The sequence below is a fragment of the Methanobrevibacter arboriphilus JCM 13429 = DSM 1125 genome, assembly GCF_002072215.1.
Taxonomy (GTDB): domain Archaea; phylum Methanobacteriota; class Methanobacteria; order Methanobacteriales; family Methanobacteriaceae; genus Methanobinarius; species Methanobinarius arboriphilicus.
On the sequence record NZ_JXMW01000012.1, the window covers coordinates 71376 to 91705 of the forward strand.

Here is a 20330-nt window from a genome sequence, read left to right on the forward strand (position 1 = left end):
AAGTTACATGAAAAACAAGCTATAAACTAATACAATCGCACCAACTATCCAACAGTAAAATGCAAATATGTCCAAGCTTCTTTCTCTAATTAATTTTAATAAAATACTAATAGCTAAATACCCTGAAATAAGAGATGCTAAAAATCCTAAAAGATAAGGTAATAAATTAATATCCATCCCTGCACCAATTCCATCTATTTGTGTCAAAGCAGCGCCAAGAATTGCTGGAATAGCTAAAAGAAAACTAAATTTAGCTGCAAATTCTTTATCTAAACCTATTAAAAGTCCAGCTGCAATGGTAGTTCCTGAACGTGAAAGTCCTGGTAAAATCGCGAAAGCTTGCCCTATACCAACAATAATACTATCTTTTATTCCAGAATTTTTTATATCTCTATTTCCAACATTTAAACGCTGGGAAACATAAAGTAATGTTCCTGTGATAAGTAAGAAAAATGCTGGAATTGTAACACTTTGAAATATAGCTTCAATTTGAGTATCAAAAAGTATGCCTACAGCACCTGCAGGAATTGTTCCAATAATAACCATCCATGCCAATCTTTTATAAGGATCATTTTTAAACCCTTCTTTAAACTTACCTTTGAATAAATCAAGTATACTAGATATAAAAGCCTTTATCATTTCAACAATATCTTTAAAGAAATATCCAACAACAGCAACAAGTGTTCCTAAGTGAAGTAAAACATCAAAAGCTATTCCTGGCTGATTAATCCCTAATAATTCTTGAACAAATATCAGATGAGCAGAACTACTTACTGGGAGAAATTCTGTTAATCCTTGTACTATTCCTACAATAATCGCTTGTAAAATATGCATTATAGAGCCTCTTAAAAATAATTCTTTAAAAATAATGTTAAAATATTATAGCTACCTAAAAATCTTTAAATATTCATAATTCTAAAGATTTTCAAAATTCTAAAGATCTTAAAAATCCTAAAAGTTCTAAAAGTAGCTATTATCAATCTTATTATCTAGTATTCTATGTAAGATAACCAATTAAATTTATCTTCTGTTTTCCCATCAACAATGCTGAAAAATTCAGATTGTATTTTCTCTGTAACTGACCCACGTTTACCAGATCCTATTTCTATCTTGTCAATAGATCTTATTGGAGTTACTTCTGCAGCAGATCCTGAAAAAAATACTTCATCAGCTAAATATAACATTTCTCTAGGGATTTTTTCTTCCAATACATCATAACCAAGATCTTCAGCTATTTTAATAACAGAATCTCTTGTAATTCCTTTCAATATTGAAGAAGATAAAGAAGGAGTATGTATGACATTGTCTTTAACCAAAAATATATTTTCACCACTACCTTCACCAACAAAACCATGATAATCAAGCATTATAGCTTCATCAAACCCATTTTCGATAGCTTCAAGCTTTGCTAATTGTGCATTCATATAGTTAGCACCAGCTTTAGCTAAACTAGGCATTGTATCAGGAGCAAGTCTTCTCCAAGAAGAAACTCCAATATCAACTCCATTTTCCATGGCTTCATCACCTAAATAAGTTCCCCATTCCCATGCAGCAATATTTACATTAACTGGACAGTTTAAAGGACTAACACCTAATTCTTTATATCCTCTATATGCTATTGGACGTATATAACAAGAATTTAAATTATTTATAGCTACAACATCTTTAATCGCATCTGATACTTCAGTTTTACTGAATGGTATTGGCATTTTATATATTTTAGCAGATTCAAATAATCGTTCAACATGTTCATTAAGTCGGAATATTGCACTACCATTTGGATTTTCATAGCACCTTAATCCTTCAAAGACACTTGAACCATAGTGAACTACATGAGATAAAACATGAATATTAGCATTTTTCCAATCTACAAATTCTCCATCCATCCATATTTTTCCACCTTTTTCATCCCATGACATACTTTATTCCTCCTTTTGAATTATTATTTGGATTATTATTTGAATTACTATTTGAATTCTATCTAAATAACTTTAATTATTAGCAAATATGGTAGTAATATAATATTAAATTGATAATATAAGAATAATATAAGATAATATAAGAATTATAAAATAATACAAGAATATAAGATTATAAAATAATTCTTTAAAAATTCTTTATAAAATTATCTATAAAAATCCTTATAAAAATTGTTTATAAAAATCCTATTTAATATTAACCTTTAATTTATATAAGTTTTTTTAATTTTATCATAATTATAAAAAATCTTAAAAAATAATATGAAAAAATTTTAATATAAAATAATTTTTTAATTCTATAAATCTATAAAAAATAGAAAAATTAGAAAAGTTTATATACTTGATTTTTTAAATATTTGGTATGCTATGGTTCCGTGGTCTAGGGGTATGATATCTCGCTTACAACGAGAGGATCGTGAGTTCGAATCTCGCCGGAACCACTAATTTATTTTTCTGTTTTTACATAATGAAGCTATTTTTATAAAGTTATTATATTTATACTGTTATAACCAACTTTTTATCATATAATCTATTATATTCAGTTTTTATCCCATAATTAATATTTTATAATTTGTATACTTATAAAATTATTATAAGACAATTATCATCAAGATTAAAATTATTAAAGAAACAAAAAATACTGTAGTTCCTTTTACAAGTACTGCAGTTCCATCCTTATTTAAAACCAATACAAGTCCGTAAGATAATGCTAATGATGAAAGAATTTTAATTAAGCCACTTATTCCATTTGAAGTGCCTGTAGTTAAAACCAGTAATGAAGATATCAAATAAGACACTAAAACAACTAAAATTATCAATACAATTGTATTGTTTAAAATTGGCAGAATCCTTTGACTTAAAGGAGGTCCTTGTTTTTTAGGTTTTCTCTTAGCTAATTTAGAATCATCTCTTGATACTGAAGAATGAGCTGAATTTGAATTAGATCTCTGTTTAAGACCCATACTACTTTTCCCAGAAATAAATGTAGAATTATCCCTATACACATTCCCAGGATTATTATTTGAATCTGTTGAATAATAGTTATCATGATAGCTATCAGAATTATCATAATTATCATTCGAATTATCTTCATAATTCTTTTTCATTTCAGAAGATTGTATATGAGGATTTTCAAATGAATCATGTGAATTATAATCACTGTTAACATAATTATGAGAATCATGAGAACTACTAGCTTTTTTAGAAAATTTTTTAGCTAGTATCATTAGATTATCTCTATCTATAAGTTTAATATTTTTTTTAGAAGCATAATTACGAGATTGAGAAGAAAATATAGAACTAGTTACGATTACTACTTTAGAAGCCTTTAAATTCCTTCCAATCATTTCCATTTCTTTTAAAATATCTATGCCAACTTCCCATTGTTTATCATAGTTTTTACAAGCTACAACAACGCTAAAATCCCCCATTACACTTGGAAGAACGCCGTATATATCAATGACTTTTTGAGAAGTTTTGAAATCTTTATAAACTTTAAAACCAGACTCTTCCATCACTTTAGAAATGAAATTTACAAGTTGTAGCTTTTCCACAAATCTCACCTAACTTTATAGACACTAATCAATTATTAATTATAGATAAATACTAACTATAAATAAATATTAGCTATAAATAATTATTAGTTGCTAATATATAGTACTATATATTATGTTTCTTATTAATATATTTAATTTAAATATTTAATCTATTTTTACAATATTATAATAAAAAATAAGTTAATAAAAAGATTAATAATTTAATAAAAAGAATATAATAATAAAAATATTGGGTATAAAATTAAAATAACATATCATCGTTTAGAGGATAATACAAAATATATAAATAAAATATGTATAATAATAAGGTTTAACCTCCTAATATTAATTAAAAACTAATTTAAAAGTTAATTTAATTTAAAAAAATTTTATTTTAAAAAAGATTCGGTTTAAAAAGATTCATTTTAATTTTAAATCTTTAAGCAACCTATCCCTTTCATTTTTAAGGTTATTTAAAAGTTTTTGGTCAGTGCATCCCTTTTTTTCCAAATATGCAATTGTAGTTGTAATTTCTGATAAATTAGTTTCTAATTGATTTATAGGCATTTTTACTCTTCCTTTTAAATTAAAACTTTTCTATTAGCTAAAATTTTTATATTAAATTAGCATATAATATTTTTCCAATTAATAACAATACAATTAAATATAAATTATATATTAATTTATAAATTAACTTAACATGGTTAATTCATCTTTAATGTTCTATTAATAATTACATATCTTAATTAAATATTAATTCCGTGCTAAACATTAATTTGTTACTCATTATATTTAATATTTTCACTTTATAAAACAAAAAATTAGAATGAAAAAATATACTGGTGTAAAATATTAAATAGTTAATAATTTATCACACCTAATAATAGATTTATATTATAAAAATAAAATATAAATGAAATATAAATAATTATAACTAATGTATAAATAAATATAATGAATATAAAATAAAAATATTTAAATAGCTTATATCATAAAGAAATAAAATATATGATGAATGAAATTATCAAATTAAAACTTTGATAATAATATTAAATTGATAATGATATTGAAATTATAAAATAAATACTTTAAAATAAATAATAAATATTATTATAAAATTTATTAAAATAAAATTTTTATAAAAAAGTATAAAATATAATAATTTTATTTTTATGATTATTTTTATTTAAAAGATGATAACATGAATAATAATAACAATAATTTTCAAGTGAACAAACAATTTGCGGATTTCAAAGGAAAAGATGTCTTAATAGGCCTTAAAAACTGGGAAGAATTTGAAGGTAAAATAATAGCAATTGATAACTTCTTAAACACAGTTTTAGAAGTGGACGATGGATTAAAAGTTGTCAAAGGTGGAAAAATAGCTTTTATTTCGATGAAAGATTAGACTTAAAAGATAAATCTTAAATAATATCTTAAATGACGATTATGTTATTAATATATATTATTTATTAATATATATTATTAATAATTATATATTTAAAAAGATTATTATTATTTAAAAAGATTATCTATTAAAAACTATATTAAAGACTATAAAATAATATACTTAAGATTATAATAGCAATGTGCCAATATTATAATAATATACTCAATATTATAGTGTATAATATATTATAACACCCGATATTAGCAATATGTCTATATTATAGTAATATGCTTAATATCATAGTAATACACTAATATTAAAGAATATAATAATATTAGAGAATATACTAATATTAGGGTTCTATATCAATTCCAAGAATATTATCTTTTTTATTATAAATATCCTTAGCTATTTGCGCACTTCCAAATGCTCCAGAAGTACTCGGAAGAATAACCATTTCAAATTTATTTTTTAAATATTTATTTAATTCACTTTTAAAATTAAATGGATCTTCAATAGATCCAATTGAACCTGTTAAAACAATACCTTCAATCTTATTTTTTGATATCCCAATCAAACCTATAATTTCCATAGCTACAGTAAAAATCATAGTATCAATAGCTAATTTTGCTTTAGGATTTCCTTCTTTATAAGCACTTAAAAGAATATCTTTCATAAAAGATACTTTAGTGTTAATATTCGCAATTTTAACAGCTCCAGCAGTTGAAAAAGCTTCATTTGCAGTTATTTTATTTTCATCAATATTTCTAATCATTTCTAAATCAATAGGGCCATGAACAATTCCCATTGCCCCTACACAAGCATCCATAGCTCCACGTATTTTACCATTCTCAATTAATATATTAACACTATTTGAGCTAATATCGGCAATAATCATATTATTCCAATTAGTAGTAAGATAAGCATTATAACAAATACTTACTTTTTCAGAACTAGCTTGATGAGAATAAGCTGCTTTAAATAAAGGATCAAGAGAAGGGGAATTTTTATGAAGGCCAGGTATGACAAAGGTTGGTATTTTAGACTTTTCAATTTCACTATAAACAGAAGTTCCTCCACCAGTTATTCTTCCCGCCCCTTCAATAGATAAAATGCCCCTATTTTTAACCTTAGTAATAGGTAATATTGAATTTATCCCATCACCCATACCATAGGTTATAGCCATTAATTTAATATCATCAAGATTAACTCTTTTAGATAATTCCTCGATAGCTGAAACTTTACCTGATTTACTGTCTTCACGACCAATTTTAAAACTTTCAATCGGTTTTCCATCAGCAGCCATTATCCCAAATGAAATACCAGTAGTTCCATGATCCATTCCTACAAATACCAAAATATTCACCTTATTTCAAATATTCCTTTTATTTCAATAGTAATTACATATAATATTAATTTATATGATATATATTATTATTTTTATGCTTTATTGATTCTGTATTTTATAATGAAATTTTGTTACACATCTATGCATATTAGAAATATAAATAATTAATATATCTTTAATGTATTCTTTTTATTCCAAGCACTCTATCAAAATATTTATCAAAAGAAACTAAATTACTAATGTTATTTTCATTCATTGTTTCAATTATTGCACAGTCAGTAAATGATAATTTAGTATTATTCTTTTTATATATTTTCATTACATTATCATTGAAATTAGGCTTATTATAATCATTGATAATATTACAATTATCTTTAATAGCATTATATGTATTAACTGCTAAATCTAAACTGGTTTTATTCCCTATAACTGTAACTATTTCATTTAATATAAGATTATTTATATAACATTCATTATCAAATATATTTTCATTTTCTAATTTCAAAGCTAATTTGTTATTTTCATCTGTTTCAATCACATAAGCTATTAAGAATGAGCTATCTAAGAATATTTTCACTTATATAACTCCTTTTTTAGATTTACAGAATTAGTTTTATAGTCTAACTTTCCTTTACTCCTAATATCCTTGAAACTAACTTTTTTTCTAAAACTAACTTCAAGTTTTCCTTTTTCATTAATAGACCATTCTACTAAATCATTTTTTCCTATTTTAAATCTTTTCCTTATTTCAGAAGGTATGGCTGTTTGATTGTTTTCATATATTTTAGTCGTGACTACCATATTAAATTCTCCTATTTAATAATATATTAGTAGTTATATTTAAAATTAACAGTTGTGTATAATATTATTATTATTCCAAACTCATAAAAAAGACTTATTTTATTATTATTTTTATTTTTATAAAATATTCAATATCCATATAATAATTTATTTGTTGATTATGGAAAAACAAGAAAATAAAAGAATAATTATAAACAAAAGAGGAATATGAGAATATTGAAATAGAAATAATTAAAACAGAAGTAATTAAGATTTAAAAAATATTATAATAATATCAATTATTTAAAGAACAAAAAAATTTAGTAATAACAAATATTTATATAGTATTAAGAAAATATTAGTGAATATCCAATACAAGTTTATGTATTAGATACCCAAAAAATAAACAAATAAACACCTTGAGAAAGATTTCTTCAATTATCTCCTCTGCAAAACATGTCTTATTTAACAATCCTAGAAATACAGTCCTAAATTGAAGTTTTCTTTCTTAAAAATTAATTTTATTATTGTTAAAATTTTATCATAGTTAAAAAATTAAATAAAATGATTATAGAAAATAAATATAGAAAATAAAACATGCCAAATAATTAAATAGAATAGTTAAATAGAATACTTAAATAGAATAGTTAAATAAGATAGAAAAAGTAATTAAATGAGATAGATAAAGTAATTAAATAAGATAAATAAAAAATGATTAAAAAATTAAAATATAATAAATATGTAAAAAAAATATTAAAATAAAAAAGTATGAAGACTTAATAACTAAATATAATAAAATTATTTCTTCTTAGTTTTGTCAAAATTAACAACAACGACTTTTTCTTCTTTTTCTTTAGCTTTTTTTTCTAATCCACAAGCTTTTCTAAGTTTAGATCCTACTTTTTCAATTTTTTCTTCACTTTCAAGCTCTCTCATTCTATTAAGCATTGGCATTTTAGCTGTGGATTCAAGAGCCCATTCTTTAGTAAACTTACCTTTTTGGATTTCTGAAAGAATCTTTTTCATTTCCTTTTTAGCATCATCGTTAATAATTCTATCTCTTCTACTTAAACCACCAAATTCAGCAGTATTACTAACATCATTCCACATTCCAGCAAAACCTTTTTCATAAATAAGATCTACAATAAGCTTTAATTCATGACAAGTTTCAAAATAAGCTATTTCAGGTTGATATCCTGCTTCAACAAGAGTTGTAAAACCTGCATTTATAAGTTCTGTGACACCACCACATAGAATAGCCTGTTCACCAAATAAATCAGTTTCAGTTTCTTCTCTAAATGTAGTTTCAAGGATTCCAGCTTTAGAAAGTCCACAGGCTTTACCCATAGCTAAAGCAACATCAAGAGCATCTCCAGTAGCATCTTGTTCAATAGCTACAAGACCTGGAATTCCAAATCCTTCAAGATAAGTTCTTCTAACCATAGAACCTGGACCTTTTGGAGCTATCATAGTAATATTTACATCTTCAGGTACTTTTATGTATTTAAAATGGATATTATACCCATGAGAGAAAGAAATAGTATTGCCTGGTTTTACATAAGGAGCTATTGATTTTTCATAAACATCAGCTTGAATTTCATCAGGAAGTAATATATGAATAACATCTGCCTCTTTAGCAGCGTCTTCAATAGTTTTAACATTCATACCATCGTCTTTAGCTTTTTGCCATGATGCTCCTCCTTCACGTAATCCAACAATGACTTTTAATCCACTGTCTGACATATTTTGTGATTGACCCATTCCTTGACTACCATAACCGATAACAGCTACAGTCTTATTAGCTAAAGCTTTAACATCTACATCTTTGTCATAATACATTTTCATTTAAAATTCTCCTAATAATAATAAATTAAACCAGTATTAATTAAATTAAAATAAATTAAACTGAATTAAATTGAATTAGATTAAATTGAATTAAAATAGTAAATAATTTTAATATTATTAAACTATTTTATAGAATTTATCAAGTCATAATTATAATTTTTTTATCATATATAATTAACCATGTTATAATTTAACTATATAAATGATGAGTTATCAAATATAATAATAGATATAAATGATTATTTTTCAATTTTTCTTAATATATTTTTCTTGATATATAGTACATTACTATAATAAATAATTATACTAAATATCATCGTATTATATTAAATAATATTAGATAAGTAATATTAGCTAAAATAATTGTATTAAATAGATTTTTATTATGTATAGTTTTAAAGAAAGTTATTAATTCCATGTAATTTAAAAATAAATCTAATGCTTTTAGATTGAATAAATCTAGTATTTTTAAATTATATATTAAATAGACTTAATATTTCTATAATATTAAATAGCCTTATAATATTTTATAATAAGCTTATAATGATTTTATAATAACTTTATAATGGTTTATAATAGTTTTATAATTATTTTATAAAATGTTTTTATGACTAATATAGAATTTAAAATTCTATTTTAAATTTATTTAATGATAACTATCTAATCATAATCTTAATAAATCAATTATTAGTAGTTAAAAATAGTCTATTAAACAAATTATGAAGAATTAAAACCAAAAGTGAAATTAATGAGTAATGAAATTGAAAAAACAGAAGAAAATAATAATAAAAATAATAAAAATAATATATCAATAATCACAGGAGATCCTAAAAGAGCTATAAGAAAATTATCCTGGCCAATAATGGTATCAATGCTTGTTACATTCGCATATAACTTAGCTGATACTATTTGGGTAGCTGGGCTTGGAACAGAATCTTTAGCAGCGTTAGGATTTTTCATGCCAATATTTTTAATAATAATCGGGCTTGGAAATGGTATTGGAGCAGGCGCTAATTCACTAATTGCTAGATCTATTGGTGCCAAAGATAAGAAAAAAGCAGATAATACAGCTATTCATGGTCTTTTAATAACATTAATAATATCTATTATTGCACCTATAATACTCATATTCTTTTTAAATGATATTCTTCTTCTAATGGGTGCTGCATCTGTAGCTAATCTCACAGCAGAATATGCTAGGGTAATATTAGCAGGACTAATTGTTTTATTATTTTCATCAGTTGGAGCTAGTATTCTTAGATCAGAAGGAGATGTAAATAGGGCCATGAAGGTTATGATTTTAACAGCTGTATTAAATATAATAATAGACCCAATTTTCATTTATATCCTCAATTTAGGATTAGCTGGTGCAGCTTATGCCACATTATTATCATCGTTTATATCCTCATTTGTAATATTCTATTGGTTAATTATAAAAAGAGATACTTATTTAAATCTATCAAAAGAAAGGTTTAATTTTGACATGGGAATTATTAAAGAAATAGTATTTATAGCAATTCCTGCAACATCAGAAATAATTATATTCTCAATAGTTTCATTAGTAATAAATTTTATGCTATCATTTATTGCAGGACCATTAGGTGTTGCTGTATATACTGCAGGATGGAGAATAGTCAATTTAGCAATGATTCCTCATATGGGACTTGGAACTGCTACATTAACTGTGGTAGGTGCAGCATATGGCGCTAGAAAATTTAAAAAACTAATAACTACTTATAATTACTCTGTAAAGTTCGGATTATCTATTTCAATAATCAGTAGTATTATAATATTTGTATTTGCCCCACAAATTGCCATGATATTTAGTTATTCTGAAACAAATTTAATACCTGCAATTAGTGACTTTTTAAGAATATTATCTATATTTTGTATAGCACTTCCATTAGGAATACTATCATCATCTACATTTCAAGGACTTGGAAAAGCATTTATATCCTTAACTCTTACAATTCAAAGAGCATTGGTTTTTGAAATTATTTTCATGTATATATTTGCATTTGTATTAAATATGGGAACTGCAGGTATTTGGTGGGGTCTTTCATTAGGAGGATTAGTAGGTTATTTAGTTAGCTATATATACACTAAAATTTATCTTAGAGAGATAAAAAAAGTTTATATTGATTGAAAAATAGAAATAATACTAAATAAAAATAATAAAGCGATTATTAAGAATAAAAAATAATAAAGCGAATATTAAGAATAAAAACAATAAAATAGTTATTAAAAATAAAAACAATACTAAAAATAATAGAACTATTATTAAAAATAAAAATAAAACGATTATTAAAACTAATTGGTTTAATCAAACCAATTAGATAAAGAATTTAAATTAGAAGTAAAATCCATGGAAAGTGGTGTTAAAGTAGGTGTTTTAAGAGTTTTAAGAGCATATCCATCAGTTCCTTCAACATCACCATTAAATGGAGTACCATCAATCCAATAATATGGTTTTCCACGAGGATCAAAACGCATCTCAATGTGAGGATTATACATCCTATTTCCTAAAGAAGTAATAGCTATTTCATCACTTTTAGGATTTGAAGGAATATTAAGATTTAATAAATCAACACCTTCAGGCAACCCTTTATCTATAACATTTTTAGCAACTTTATTTAAAATTTCTTTTGCAAAAGAGTAATCAATATCAACATGTCCATCTTCAAACTTAATATCTCCCCTAGAAACTTGAAGAGAAGCAGCTATTGTAGGTATACCATACGAAGCAGCTTCCATAGCTGCACCCATAGTTCCAGATGTTGTAAGTTCACCTTTTCCAATATTTTCCCCTGTGTTAATACCAGATATAGCTAAAGTAGGCTGTTCTTCCATTAATTCAAAGATCCCTAAAGTAACAGCGTCAGTTGGAGTTCCAGAAACTGAAAATCCACGACTTCCATCTTTTAATTGTACTCCACTTATTCTTAAAGGTTCAAAAAGAGTTAAAGCCCTACCTATTCCACTCTGTTGAGAAGATGGTGCCACAACTGTAACATGCCCTAATTCATCAACCGCTTCTTTAGCAGCTAAAATTCCCGAGGAGTTAATTCCATCATCATTACTAATTAAAATCTTCATGATAATATGTTGTAGTTTATTATTAAAATAATTTAGTATTTTAATAATTTAGTATTTCAATACTTTAGTATATTTATTATAAGTTTAAAATATATTATAGTTTAAGTTCAAAATAAAAAAAAATGGAACTTAAAACAAAAAATAGAAACTAGAAAAAACTTAACTTATAAAATAGTTTCACGAGCAATAGCTGTTGGCCCAGTTCTAACAATTTTTTTAATTCCAAAATTTATCAATAGAGAAATTAAAGCATTAATTTTATTAGGATCTCCAGTTATTTCAATTGTTAGAGTTGATGGTCCCATATCAATAATTTTTCCTCTGAAAATATTAGCATGTTGTATAATTTCAGATCTTGATTGTTCATTATTAGTTTTAACTTTTATAAGAGCTAATTCTCTTTTTACAGAATTATTAGGATCCAAATCAACTACTTTTACAACGTCTATCAACTTATTTAATTGTTTTGTAATCTGTTCAAGGACTTTCTCATCACCTTTAGAAATTATAACCATAGCAGCTAATCCTTTAGTCTCAGATTCCCCAACAGTAATACTTTCAATATTAAATCCTCTTCTTGTAAAAAGACTTGAAACTTTTTGTAGAACACCAGGCTTGTTTTCTACTAATGTACTGATTACATGGCTTTTTAATTCATTGTTTTGTTTTCTGTTAGAATCCATCTAATCACCATCCTTTTTATTAGCTATAACATCATTTGTATCACTAAGGCCACCACTAATACCAGTAATGTCATTTTCAATCTTATATTCTCCAATGATATCCGTGATTCCACAACCTGGAGGAACCATAGGTAATTCTTCATCTTTATCAATTACAATATCCAACAATATAGCTTCTCCGTCTTTTTTTGCTGCTTTTATAGCTTTTTCAGTTTCTCCTACTTTAGTAATCCTTTCTGCATTTACTCCAAAGGACTCAGAAAGTTTTAAAAAGTCAGGAGTTTGACCAAGATCAGTGTGAGAAAGTCTATTTTCATAAAAGAGATTTTGCCATTGATAAACCATTCCCAGCTTTCTATTATTGAATAAACATATAATAAGAGGAATATCATAGTCTTTAACAGTAGCTAAATCTTGGCAAACCATTAAAAATCCTCCATCTCCAGTAACAGCTAAAACATCATTTTCAGGCATAGCTACCTTAGCTCCAATAGCTGAAGGGAAACCGAATCCCATAGTTCCAAGGCCACCAGAACTAATAAACTTTCTAGGTTTCATTGTATTAAAAAAGTGAGCTGCCCACATTTGATGTTGCCCAACATCGGTTGTTATAATTGAATCATCATCTAAAGCATTACTTATCTCTTTTATAACTTGTTGTGGTTTAAGAGGTGTTTCATTATAAGTAACTCGAGGAATACAACTTTTTTTAAACATTAATGTATCATTATACCATTCAGCTGAATTTTCATTAATTTTATTAATGTTTAAAGATTTTATATTATTTATTAAGCTATTTAATATATTTTTAGCATCTCCAACAATAGGGACGTCAACTTCAACATTTTTTCCAATTTCAGCAGGGTCAATATCAATATGAATAACTTCTGAATTTCTTGCAAAATCCGCTATATTTCCAGTAGTTCTATCTGAAAATCTACATCCAATAGCGATTAGACAATCACTTTCATCAAGAGACAAGTTAGCTACTTTTCTTCCATGCATTCCTAGCATTCCAAGATATGCGTCGTTATCTTCTGGAAAAGAACCTTTACCCAAGAGAGTTGTGGTAACAGGAGCTTGAATAAGTTCTGAAAATTCTTTTAATTCTTTTGAAGCTCCAGAAATTATTACTCCTCCACCAGCTAATATTATTGGCTTAGAAGATTTAGCAATTATTTTAGAAGCTTTTTTAACTTGTCGTGGGTTTCCTTTAATAGTAGGATTATAACCTGGTGTATTAAAACTTAATTTTGAAAAACTATCTAAATTAGCAATATCATCATCTAAATCTTGTTCTTGGACATTTTTAGGAACATCTATAACAACAGGACCAGGACGGCCACTTTTAGCTATTTCAAAGCTTGAATTAATAATAGCAGGAATATTAGTACTATTTTTAGGTTGAAATGCATGTTTTGTTATAGGCATAGCTATCCCAAGCATATCAACCTCTTGAAATGCATCATTACCAATTAAATGAGTTGGAACTTGTCCAGTAATTGCAACAACAGGAGATGAGTCCATATAAGCCGTTGCAATTCCAGTTACAAGATTAGTAGCCCCCGGGCCAGAAGTAGCTATACAAACCCCTACTTTTCCACTAGCCCTTGCAAATCCATCTGCAGCATGAGATGCAGACTGCTCATGTCTCACCAATACATGATTTAAATCAGAGTTATAAATCATGTCATATAAAGGAAGTACTTGACCTCCTGGATATCCGAAGACTGTATCTGCACCTTGTTCAATAAGAGCTTTTATTATAGCTTCTCCACCTTTCATTTCAACACCATATATATTAACATACTATCTAATTAAAATATTTCTATTAAGAATTATCTATAAAATATTGCATATTAAAAACTATTTATTAAAAATTGTTTATTAAAAGTTATTAAAACTTATTTAAAGTTATTAAAGTTATTAAAGTTATTAAAGTTATTAAAGTTATTAAAGTTATTTAAAGTTATTTAAAGTTATTAAGTATCATATATTAAGAATTATTATATTTTATTAATATATATTTTAATAATGTACTTTAATATGTATTTTAATAATATATTTAGATATAATATATTTAGATTATTAATTTAAGATTATTAATTTATTAAAATATATTTTAATTATTAGTATAATTTAGTATTTATATTTTTAAATTTATTAGTTATATTATTATTTTTATTATTTTTGAGTTGTATTATTACATTTGAGTCATATTATTACTATCATTTGTAAAATTACTATTAGTTTTAAAGTATACAATAGAAAAATAATAATATATAATATATTGTTATAAATCTATAATAGATAAACTTATAACAATACATCACTACTCCTATATCCAATAACAACCTATAAGGATTTAAAATTCATTATACTAAAAAAATATCTATTAAAACAAAATTAAGCAGATAAAAAATAAAATAAAACAAAATAAAATGCTGAAAATGAAAAATATAAAAAATAATAAATAATAAATAATAAATAAAAAAATTAAATAAAATGCTGAAAATGAAAAAGTAAAAAATAGTATAATTTATATAAATAAACACAAAAATCTAGAAAAAGATCTAGAATATTCATTAATAAAAGAATAATATATAAAAACAATATGCTAAATATAATTATTATCAAGTAAATATAGTTACAATATTATAATAACATTTATTATTAATATGATTATTAAGATTATAATAATAAAATTTAGAATAAAAAAAGATTGATTTATAAGGAATAATAGTGATTTAAATGAAGGTCTTAGTTGTTGGTACTGGTGCAAGAGAAAATGCTATTTGTGAATCATTGAAAGATGATTGTGAATTATATTCATATATGTCTAATAAAAATCCAGGAATAGTTAAAATAGCTAAATTCAAACAAGGTGATGAGGGAGATATCCAATCTGTAACTAAATATGCAACTGATAACAAAATTGATATTGCAGTTATAGGACCAGAAGCTCCTCTTGGAAAAGGCATTGTAGATGAATTAGAAAAAAATGGAATTAAGTGTGTTGGACCTAATATAGAAGCAGCTAAGATTGAAACAGATAAATCTTTTATGAGAAACCTTTTTGAAAAATACGATATTGAAGGATCACTAATTTATAAAGTATTTGATAATTTTGAAGATATAGAAAATTTCCTTAATAACTTTGATAAAGATGCTGTTATAAAGCCAGTTGGTTTAACTGGTGGAAAAGGAGTAAAAATTGTTGGTGAGCATTTAAAAGATAACCAAGAAGCAAAAAAATATGCTAAAAAAGTTATGGATAATAAAATGGGAGGTTTTCCTCAAGTTATTATTGAAGAAAGGCTTGTTGGAGAAGAATTTACGATTCAAGCATTTTCAGATGGAGAAAACTTAGCACCAATGCCAGCAGCACAAGATCATCCATATGCATTTGAAGGTGGAAAAGGACCTATAACTGGAGGAATGGGATCATATTCTAATAAAGATGGATTACTTCCATTTTTAAAAGAAGAAGATTATGATAAAGCAGTCAAAATAATGGAAAAAACAATCCGTGCAATAGCAAAAGAAGCAAGTCCTTATAAAGGTATTCTTTATGGACAATTTATGCTTACATCAAATGGACCTCGATTGATTGAATATAATGCAAGATTTGGAGATCCAGAAGCCATGAATGTTCTTCCATTGATGAAAACTCCAATGATTGAAGTTTGTAAATCTATAGTTGATGGAAACCTTCAAAATGTTGAATTTGAACCTTTATCTTCTGTTTGTAAGTATATAGTTCCAGATGGTTATCCAGAAACTAAATATGCCAACGAAGAAATAGTTGTAGATGAAGAAAAGATTGAATCTATCGGTGCAAAAGTATTTTATGCAGCCGTTAATCAAAAAGAAGATGGTAAAATATACACTTCATCATCAAGAGCTCTTGGAATTGTTGGAATAGCTGATTCAATCGATGAAAGTGAATCAATAGCTGAAAAAGCTTGTGAATATGTGAAAGGAAACTTATATCACAGAAAAGACATTGGAACAGAAGAGTTAATACAACAAAGAATAGATCATATGAAAGAAATTCGTGAATAAAAATAGTTAATAGTTATAAATTATTACTATAATTAATTATTATATTACAATAATTAGATAATATACTATTATAATTAGCTAATTATTACTATGATTAAGTATTTTATCACCATATATTAACTACAATATTACTATAATTAAATAATATATTACTAGAATTAACTAATATAACTACTATAATTAAATATTAAGAGAAACATATAAGATAATTTATAAAATAACTTAAAATCTATAATATTATAAACAAAGATAATATATATACAAACATTATACAATTTAATCCTTAGGTGGATAAAATGAGAAGTCTCTTATCAATTTGTGACATAAAATATGAAATTCCTGAAATACTAGAATTAGCTACAAAATTTAAAGAGGGAAAAATTAATGAAAAGCCTCTTGAAGATAAAACACTAGCAATGATATTCCAAAAATCCTCTACAAGAACCAGAGTTTCTTTTGAAGTTGGAATGAACGAATTAGGAGGTAATGCTATCTTTCTATCCAATAACGATATTCAAATGGGTAGAGGAGAACCAATAGCAGATACAGCTAAAGTTTTAAGTAGATATGTACATGGAATTATGATAAGAGCTCTTGAACATGAGGACGTCGTGGAATTCTCAAAAGAATCTGATGTTCCAATAATAAGTGGTCTTACAAATCTTGAACATCCCTGCCAGGCACTTGCAGATATGTTAACTGTTAAAGAATATTTTAAAAATTTTAATGGTAAATTTACATATGTTGGTGATGGAAATAATGTTTGTAACTCTTTACTTCTTATATGTGCATGTATTGGTATGAATATAGCCGTAGCTTCTCCAGAAGGATATGAACCTGATAAAGACATTATTAAAAAAGCTAATAAGATAGCTAAAGAAAATAATTCTTATGTTGTAATTACAAATGATGTTGAAGTCGCTGTAAAAAATGCAAGTGTAGTATATACTGATGTTTGGGTTAGCATGGGGGATGAGAAAGAACAAGGAAAAAGAAAGAAGGCTTTGAAAAAATACCAAGTTAACCAAAAACTTATGGAATTAGCTAACCAAGATGCAATATTTATGCATTGTTTACCTGCTATTAGAGGAGAAGAAGTAAGTGGTGAAGTCATCGATGGACCACAATCAGCAGTAATTGACCAAGCAGAAAACAGACTACATGCTCAAAAAGCTGTACTTTACTATTTTTTAAAATAGAATAAAAATATGTTTATATAAACTTCTATTAATTTTTAATTAATTTTATTATTATTTAGAATGTCATCATGGTATAGATAATTTTTTATCATAATATAGACTATAGTTCTTCTAGTTTATAGCTCTCCTAATGAAAATTTTGTTTTTTAAATATTTTTTAATAAATATATGAAATAAATAAAAAATAATATATTGGTTACATTTTAATTGGAGCAGCTATACCTAACAAATTTAAACTATTTTTAATTGTTATTCTAGCTTTATCAACTAATAAAAGCCTAGCTGACTCAATTTCACAACCAATAACTTGTTCTGATTTATAAAACTTATTAAAAGCACTAGCAAGTTCTTGAACATATTGAGCAATTGGATGTACCCTCATAATATTAGCTGATTCCTCAATTACAATTGGAAACTTAGCTATTGACCTAATTAAATCCATTTCAATTTCATTTGGAACCCAATTATCCTCAATTTCATCAAAATCAATATTTAATCGCTCTTCTTTTACATTGAAATGTCCACACTTTTCAAGTAATTTACAGGCACGTGCATGAGCATATTGAATTGAAGCACAGCCTCTTTCAAAGCTGAGAGCTTCATCCCATTTAAAAATAATATGTTTTTCTGGAGATAATTTTGAAATAAAATACCTTATAGCCCCAATACCTATTTCTTTAGAAATTTTATTGATTTCATTTTCATCAATATCTGTACGCCGTGATTCCACTTCAATCTTTGCTCTACTCATTGCTTCATTCACCAATTCATCCACAGAAATAAATACTCCTCTTCTTGTAGACATTGACCCCTCTGGAAGAGTTATAAACTCATAAAATATAACTTCAGGGGCTTTTTCATTAAGCAAATTTAAAGCTATACTAACTTGTTTAATAGCTAACTTATGATCAGAACCTAAAATATCAAGAACTGTATCTCCATGTTCTGATTTCCATTTATGATATGCAAGATCCCTAGTTGAATAGAGTGATGTTCCATCAGACCTTCTAAGAACAAGTTCTTTTTCTATTCCAAAATCTTCAAGGTTTAAACATAAAACTTCATTTTCTTTTGTATGGCCGCTAGCTATTAATCCATTGACAACTTTATCAACATCCCCATTTCTAACAAATCGACCTTCCCAGATAAAATCATCATGAACAATGTTTAAACTATTTAAAGTTTGTTTCACTCCAAGTAGACAGTCATTTACAGTTTTTTCAAAGATTTTATCGAGATCTTTATTCAGTCCTCCTTCATAAGCTTTAATAAGATTATCAACCTCTATTTTCTTATCTTCATTAGCATTAATATATTCATTGACTTTAAAATAAAGCTGACCAATTTGGTGATCGATTTTATTATCTAATTTAGTATTCAAGTTATCTAAATCATTATTTAAGCTATTCATTGATTTTTCATCATTTAAAGTATCGTTATATTTTTTAGAAAGTTCTTCATCAATACTTAAACTTAATTTTTCCATTCCAAAAACAATCATAGCTATTTGACGGCCCATATCATTAACATAGTATTGAGTATCAACATCATATCCTGCTGTTTTAAGAAGTCTTTTTAAAGAATCACCGATAATAGCATTTCTAATATGACCTATGTGAAGAGGACCATTAGGATTTGCTGAAGTATGTTCCAAAACAATCTTTTTATCGGTAGATGGAAGCTTTCCATAATCACCTCCAACAGTTTCAAGTAGCCTTCTTGAGAATGTTTCATAATTAATAAAAAAGTTTATATAAGGGCCTTTAGCTTCTACTTTTTCAAAAATATCTAAAATTTCAATATTTTCCATAATATTAGAAGTAATATCCATTGGAGACATTTTTAAATCTTTAGCTAATTGAAATGATATAGTAGTAGCTAAATCTCCCATTTTTGGGTTTGGTGGAAATTCAAGCTTAATATCTTCTGGAATTTGATAATTTAATTTTTTAAGAGCATTCTTTAAAGAGTTTAATGCATTATTTTTAATTTCAAAGTACATATCTTCACCGTGTAAAATAATAATAAAAATAGAGTGTAAAATAATAAAGTATATGATAATAAAGTATATGATAATAAAATATATAATAATAATGTATATAATTAATATTAAATTAATGTTATGATGAAAATTAGTAAGAATATCTATTAAATAAGGATATCTTAAATAAAAAAAATATTTAAAGAAGTATTTAATAAGAAATATCTTAAATAAAAAGACTATTTAATTAAATAATCTTAACCAGGCCCATATAGTTAAAAACTATTTAGACAATTATTATAATAATCATTAAAAATTATAATAATCCTAAAATTTAATAATACTAGAATTTAATAATTAGAAAATTTAATATTCATTAGATTAATAATTAATTATAAAATAATAATTAAAATAATAAATAATTGAGTT

General features: G+C 25.4%; 16 protein-coding genes and 1 tRNA gene. 5 read left to right on the forward strand and 12 right to left on the reverse strand.

Annotated features, from left to right (window positions below; translation table 11 throughout):
- Positions 1 to 3: 3 nt before the first annotated feature.
- Both MBBAR_RS06855 and ilvE read right to left on the reverse strand, forming a co-directional pair.
- Positions 4 to 834 (reverse strand): undecaprenyl-diphosphate phosphatase, encoded by an 831-nt coding sequence (locus MBBAR_RS06855; protein ID WP_080460562.1) that lies wholly within the window; start codon positions 832 to 834, stop codon positions 4 to 6.
- Positions 835 to 989: 155 nt separating this feature from the next.
- On the reverse strand, positions 990 to 1919 hold the full coding sequence (ilvE, locus tag MBBAR_RS06860; RefSeq protein WP_080460563.1) for a branched-chain-amino-acid transaminase: 930 nt from the start codon (positions 1917 to 1919) through the stop codon (positions 990 to 992).
- A 428-nt stretch (positions 1920 to 2347) separates the two neighbouring features.
- On the opposite strand from ilvE, the gene MBBAR_RS06865 reads away from it, so the two are divergent.
- Positions 2348 to 2419 (forward strand) — tRNA-Val (locus tag MBBAR_RS06865).
- A 150-nt stretch (positions 2420 to 2569) separates the two neighbouring features.
- Here MBBAR_RS06865 and MBBAR_RS06870 read toward each other — a convergent pair.
- Positions 2570 to 3532, reverse strand: a complete 963-nt coding sequence (locus MBBAR_RS06870; RefSeq protein WP_080460564.1) for a restriction endonuclease — start codon at positions 3530 to 3532, stop codon at positions 2570 to 2572.
- A 402-nt stretch (positions 3533 to 3934) separates the two neighbouring features.
- Positions 3935 to 4081 (reverse strand): hypothetical protein, encoded by a 147-nt coding sequence (locus MBBAR_RS10430; protein ID WP_169835754.1) that lies wholly within the window; start codon positions 4079 to 4081, stop codon positions 3935 to 3937.
- Between the two features lie 634 nt (positions 4082 to 4715).
- Here MBBAR_RS10430 and MBBAR_RS06875 point away from each other — a divergent pair.
- On the forward strand, positions 4716 to 4922 hold the full coding sequence (locus MBBAR_RS06875) for an LSM domain-containing protein (protein WP_080460565.1): 207 nt from the start codon (positions 4716 to 4718) through the stop codon (positions 4920 to 4922).
- Positions 4923 to 5256: 334 nt separating this feature from the next.
- Here MBBAR_RS06875 and MBBAR_RS06880 read toward each other — a convergent pair whose 3' ends face one another.
- The 4 genes from MBBAR_RS06880 to ilvC all read right to left on the reverse strand — a co-directional run bounded on the left by MBBAR_RS06880 (position 5257) and on the right by ilvC (position 8877).
- Positions 5257 to 6261, reverse strand: a complete 1005-nt coding sequence (locus MBBAR_RS06880) for a methanogenesis marker 12 protein (protein ID WP_080460566.1) — start codon at positions 6259 to 6261, stop codon at positions 5257 to 5259.
- A 166-nt stretch (positions 6262 to 6427) separates the two neighbouring features.
- On the reverse strand, positions 6428 to 6829 hold the full coding sequence (locus MBBAR_RS06885; protein WP_080460567.1) for a type II toxin-antitoxin system VapC family toxin: 402 nt from the start codon (positions 6827 to 6829) through the stop codon (positions 6428 to 6430).
- Entirely contained in the window at positions 6826 to 7053 is a 228-nt protein-coding gene (locus MBBAR_RS06890; protein ID WP_080460568.1) for a hypothetical protein, read from the reverse strand. The genes MBBAR_RS06885 and MBBAR_RS06890 overlap by 4 nt, the downstream gene beginning before the upstream one ends.
- Before the next feature lie 777 nt (positions 7054 to 7830).
- Positions 7831 to 8877, reverse strand: a complete 1047-nt coding sequence (ilvC, locus tag MBBAR_RS06895) for a ketol-acid reductoisomerase (RefSeq protein WP_080460569.1) — start codon at positions 8875 to 8877, stop codon at positions 7831 to 7833.
- Positions 8878 to 9625: 748 nt separating this feature from the next.
- On the opposite strand from ilvC, the gene MBBAR_RS06900 reads away from it, so the two are divergent.
- Positions 9626 to 11023, forward strand: a complete 1398-nt coding sequence (locus MBBAR_RS06900; RefSeq protein WP_080460570.1) for an MATE family efflux transporter — start codon at positions 9626 to 9628, stop codon at positions 11021 to 11023.
- Between the two features lie 173 nt (positions 11024 to 11196).
- Here MBBAR_RS06900 and surE read toward each other — a convergent pair whose 3' ends face one another.
- The 3 genes from surE to MBBAR_RS06915 all read right to left on the reverse strand — a co-directional run bounded on the left by surE (position 11197) and on the right by MBBAR_RS06915 (position 14441).
- Complete coding sequence (gene surE, locus MBBAR_RS06905; RefSeq protein WP_080460571.1) at positions 11197 to 11973, reverse strand: 5'/3'-nucleotidase SurE; 777 nt, start codon at positions 11971 to 11973, stop codon at positions 11197 to 11199.
- Positions 11974 to 12137: 164 nt separating this feature from the next.
- Positions 12138 to 12656, reverse strand: a complete 519-nt coding sequence (ilvN, locus tag MBBAR_RS06910; protein ID WP_080460572.1) for an acetolactate synthase small subunit — start codon at positions 12654 to 12656, stop codon at positions 12138 to 12140.
- A complete protein-coding gene (locus MBBAR_RS06915) occupies positions 12657 to 14441 on the reverse strand; it encodes an acetolactate synthase large subunit (RefSeq protein ID WP_080460573.1) in 1785 nt (594 codons plus the stop codon).
- A gap of 966 nt (positions 14442 to 15407) precedes the next feature.
- Between MBBAR_RS06915 and purD the strand changes: the two genes are divergently transcribed.
- Positions 15408 to 16721 carry a phosphoribosylamine--glycine ligase gene (gene purD, locus MBBAR_RS06920; protein ID WP_080460574.1) on the forward strand — a complete coding sequence of 438 codons (1314 nt, stop codon included), beginning with the start codon at positions 15408 to 15410 and terminating at the stop codon, positions 16719 to 16721.
- Between the two features lie 296 nt (positions 16722 to 17017).
- Positions 17018 to 17920, forward strand: coding sequence for an ornithine carbamoyltransferase (gene argF, locus MBBAR_RS06925; protein WP_080460575.1), 903 nt, complete (start codon positions 17018 to 17020; stop codon positions 17918 to 17920).
- A 196-nt stretch (positions 17921 to 18116) separates the two neighbouring features.
- Here argF and argS read toward each other — a convergent pair whose 3' ends face one another.
- Positions 18117 to 19922, reverse strand: a complete 1806-nt coding sequence (gene argS / locus MBBAR_RS06930; RefSeq protein ID WP_080460576.1) for an arginine--tRNA ligase — start codon at positions 19920 to 19922, stop codon at positions 18117 to 18119.
- Positions 19923 to 20330: the final 408 nt, after the last annotated feature.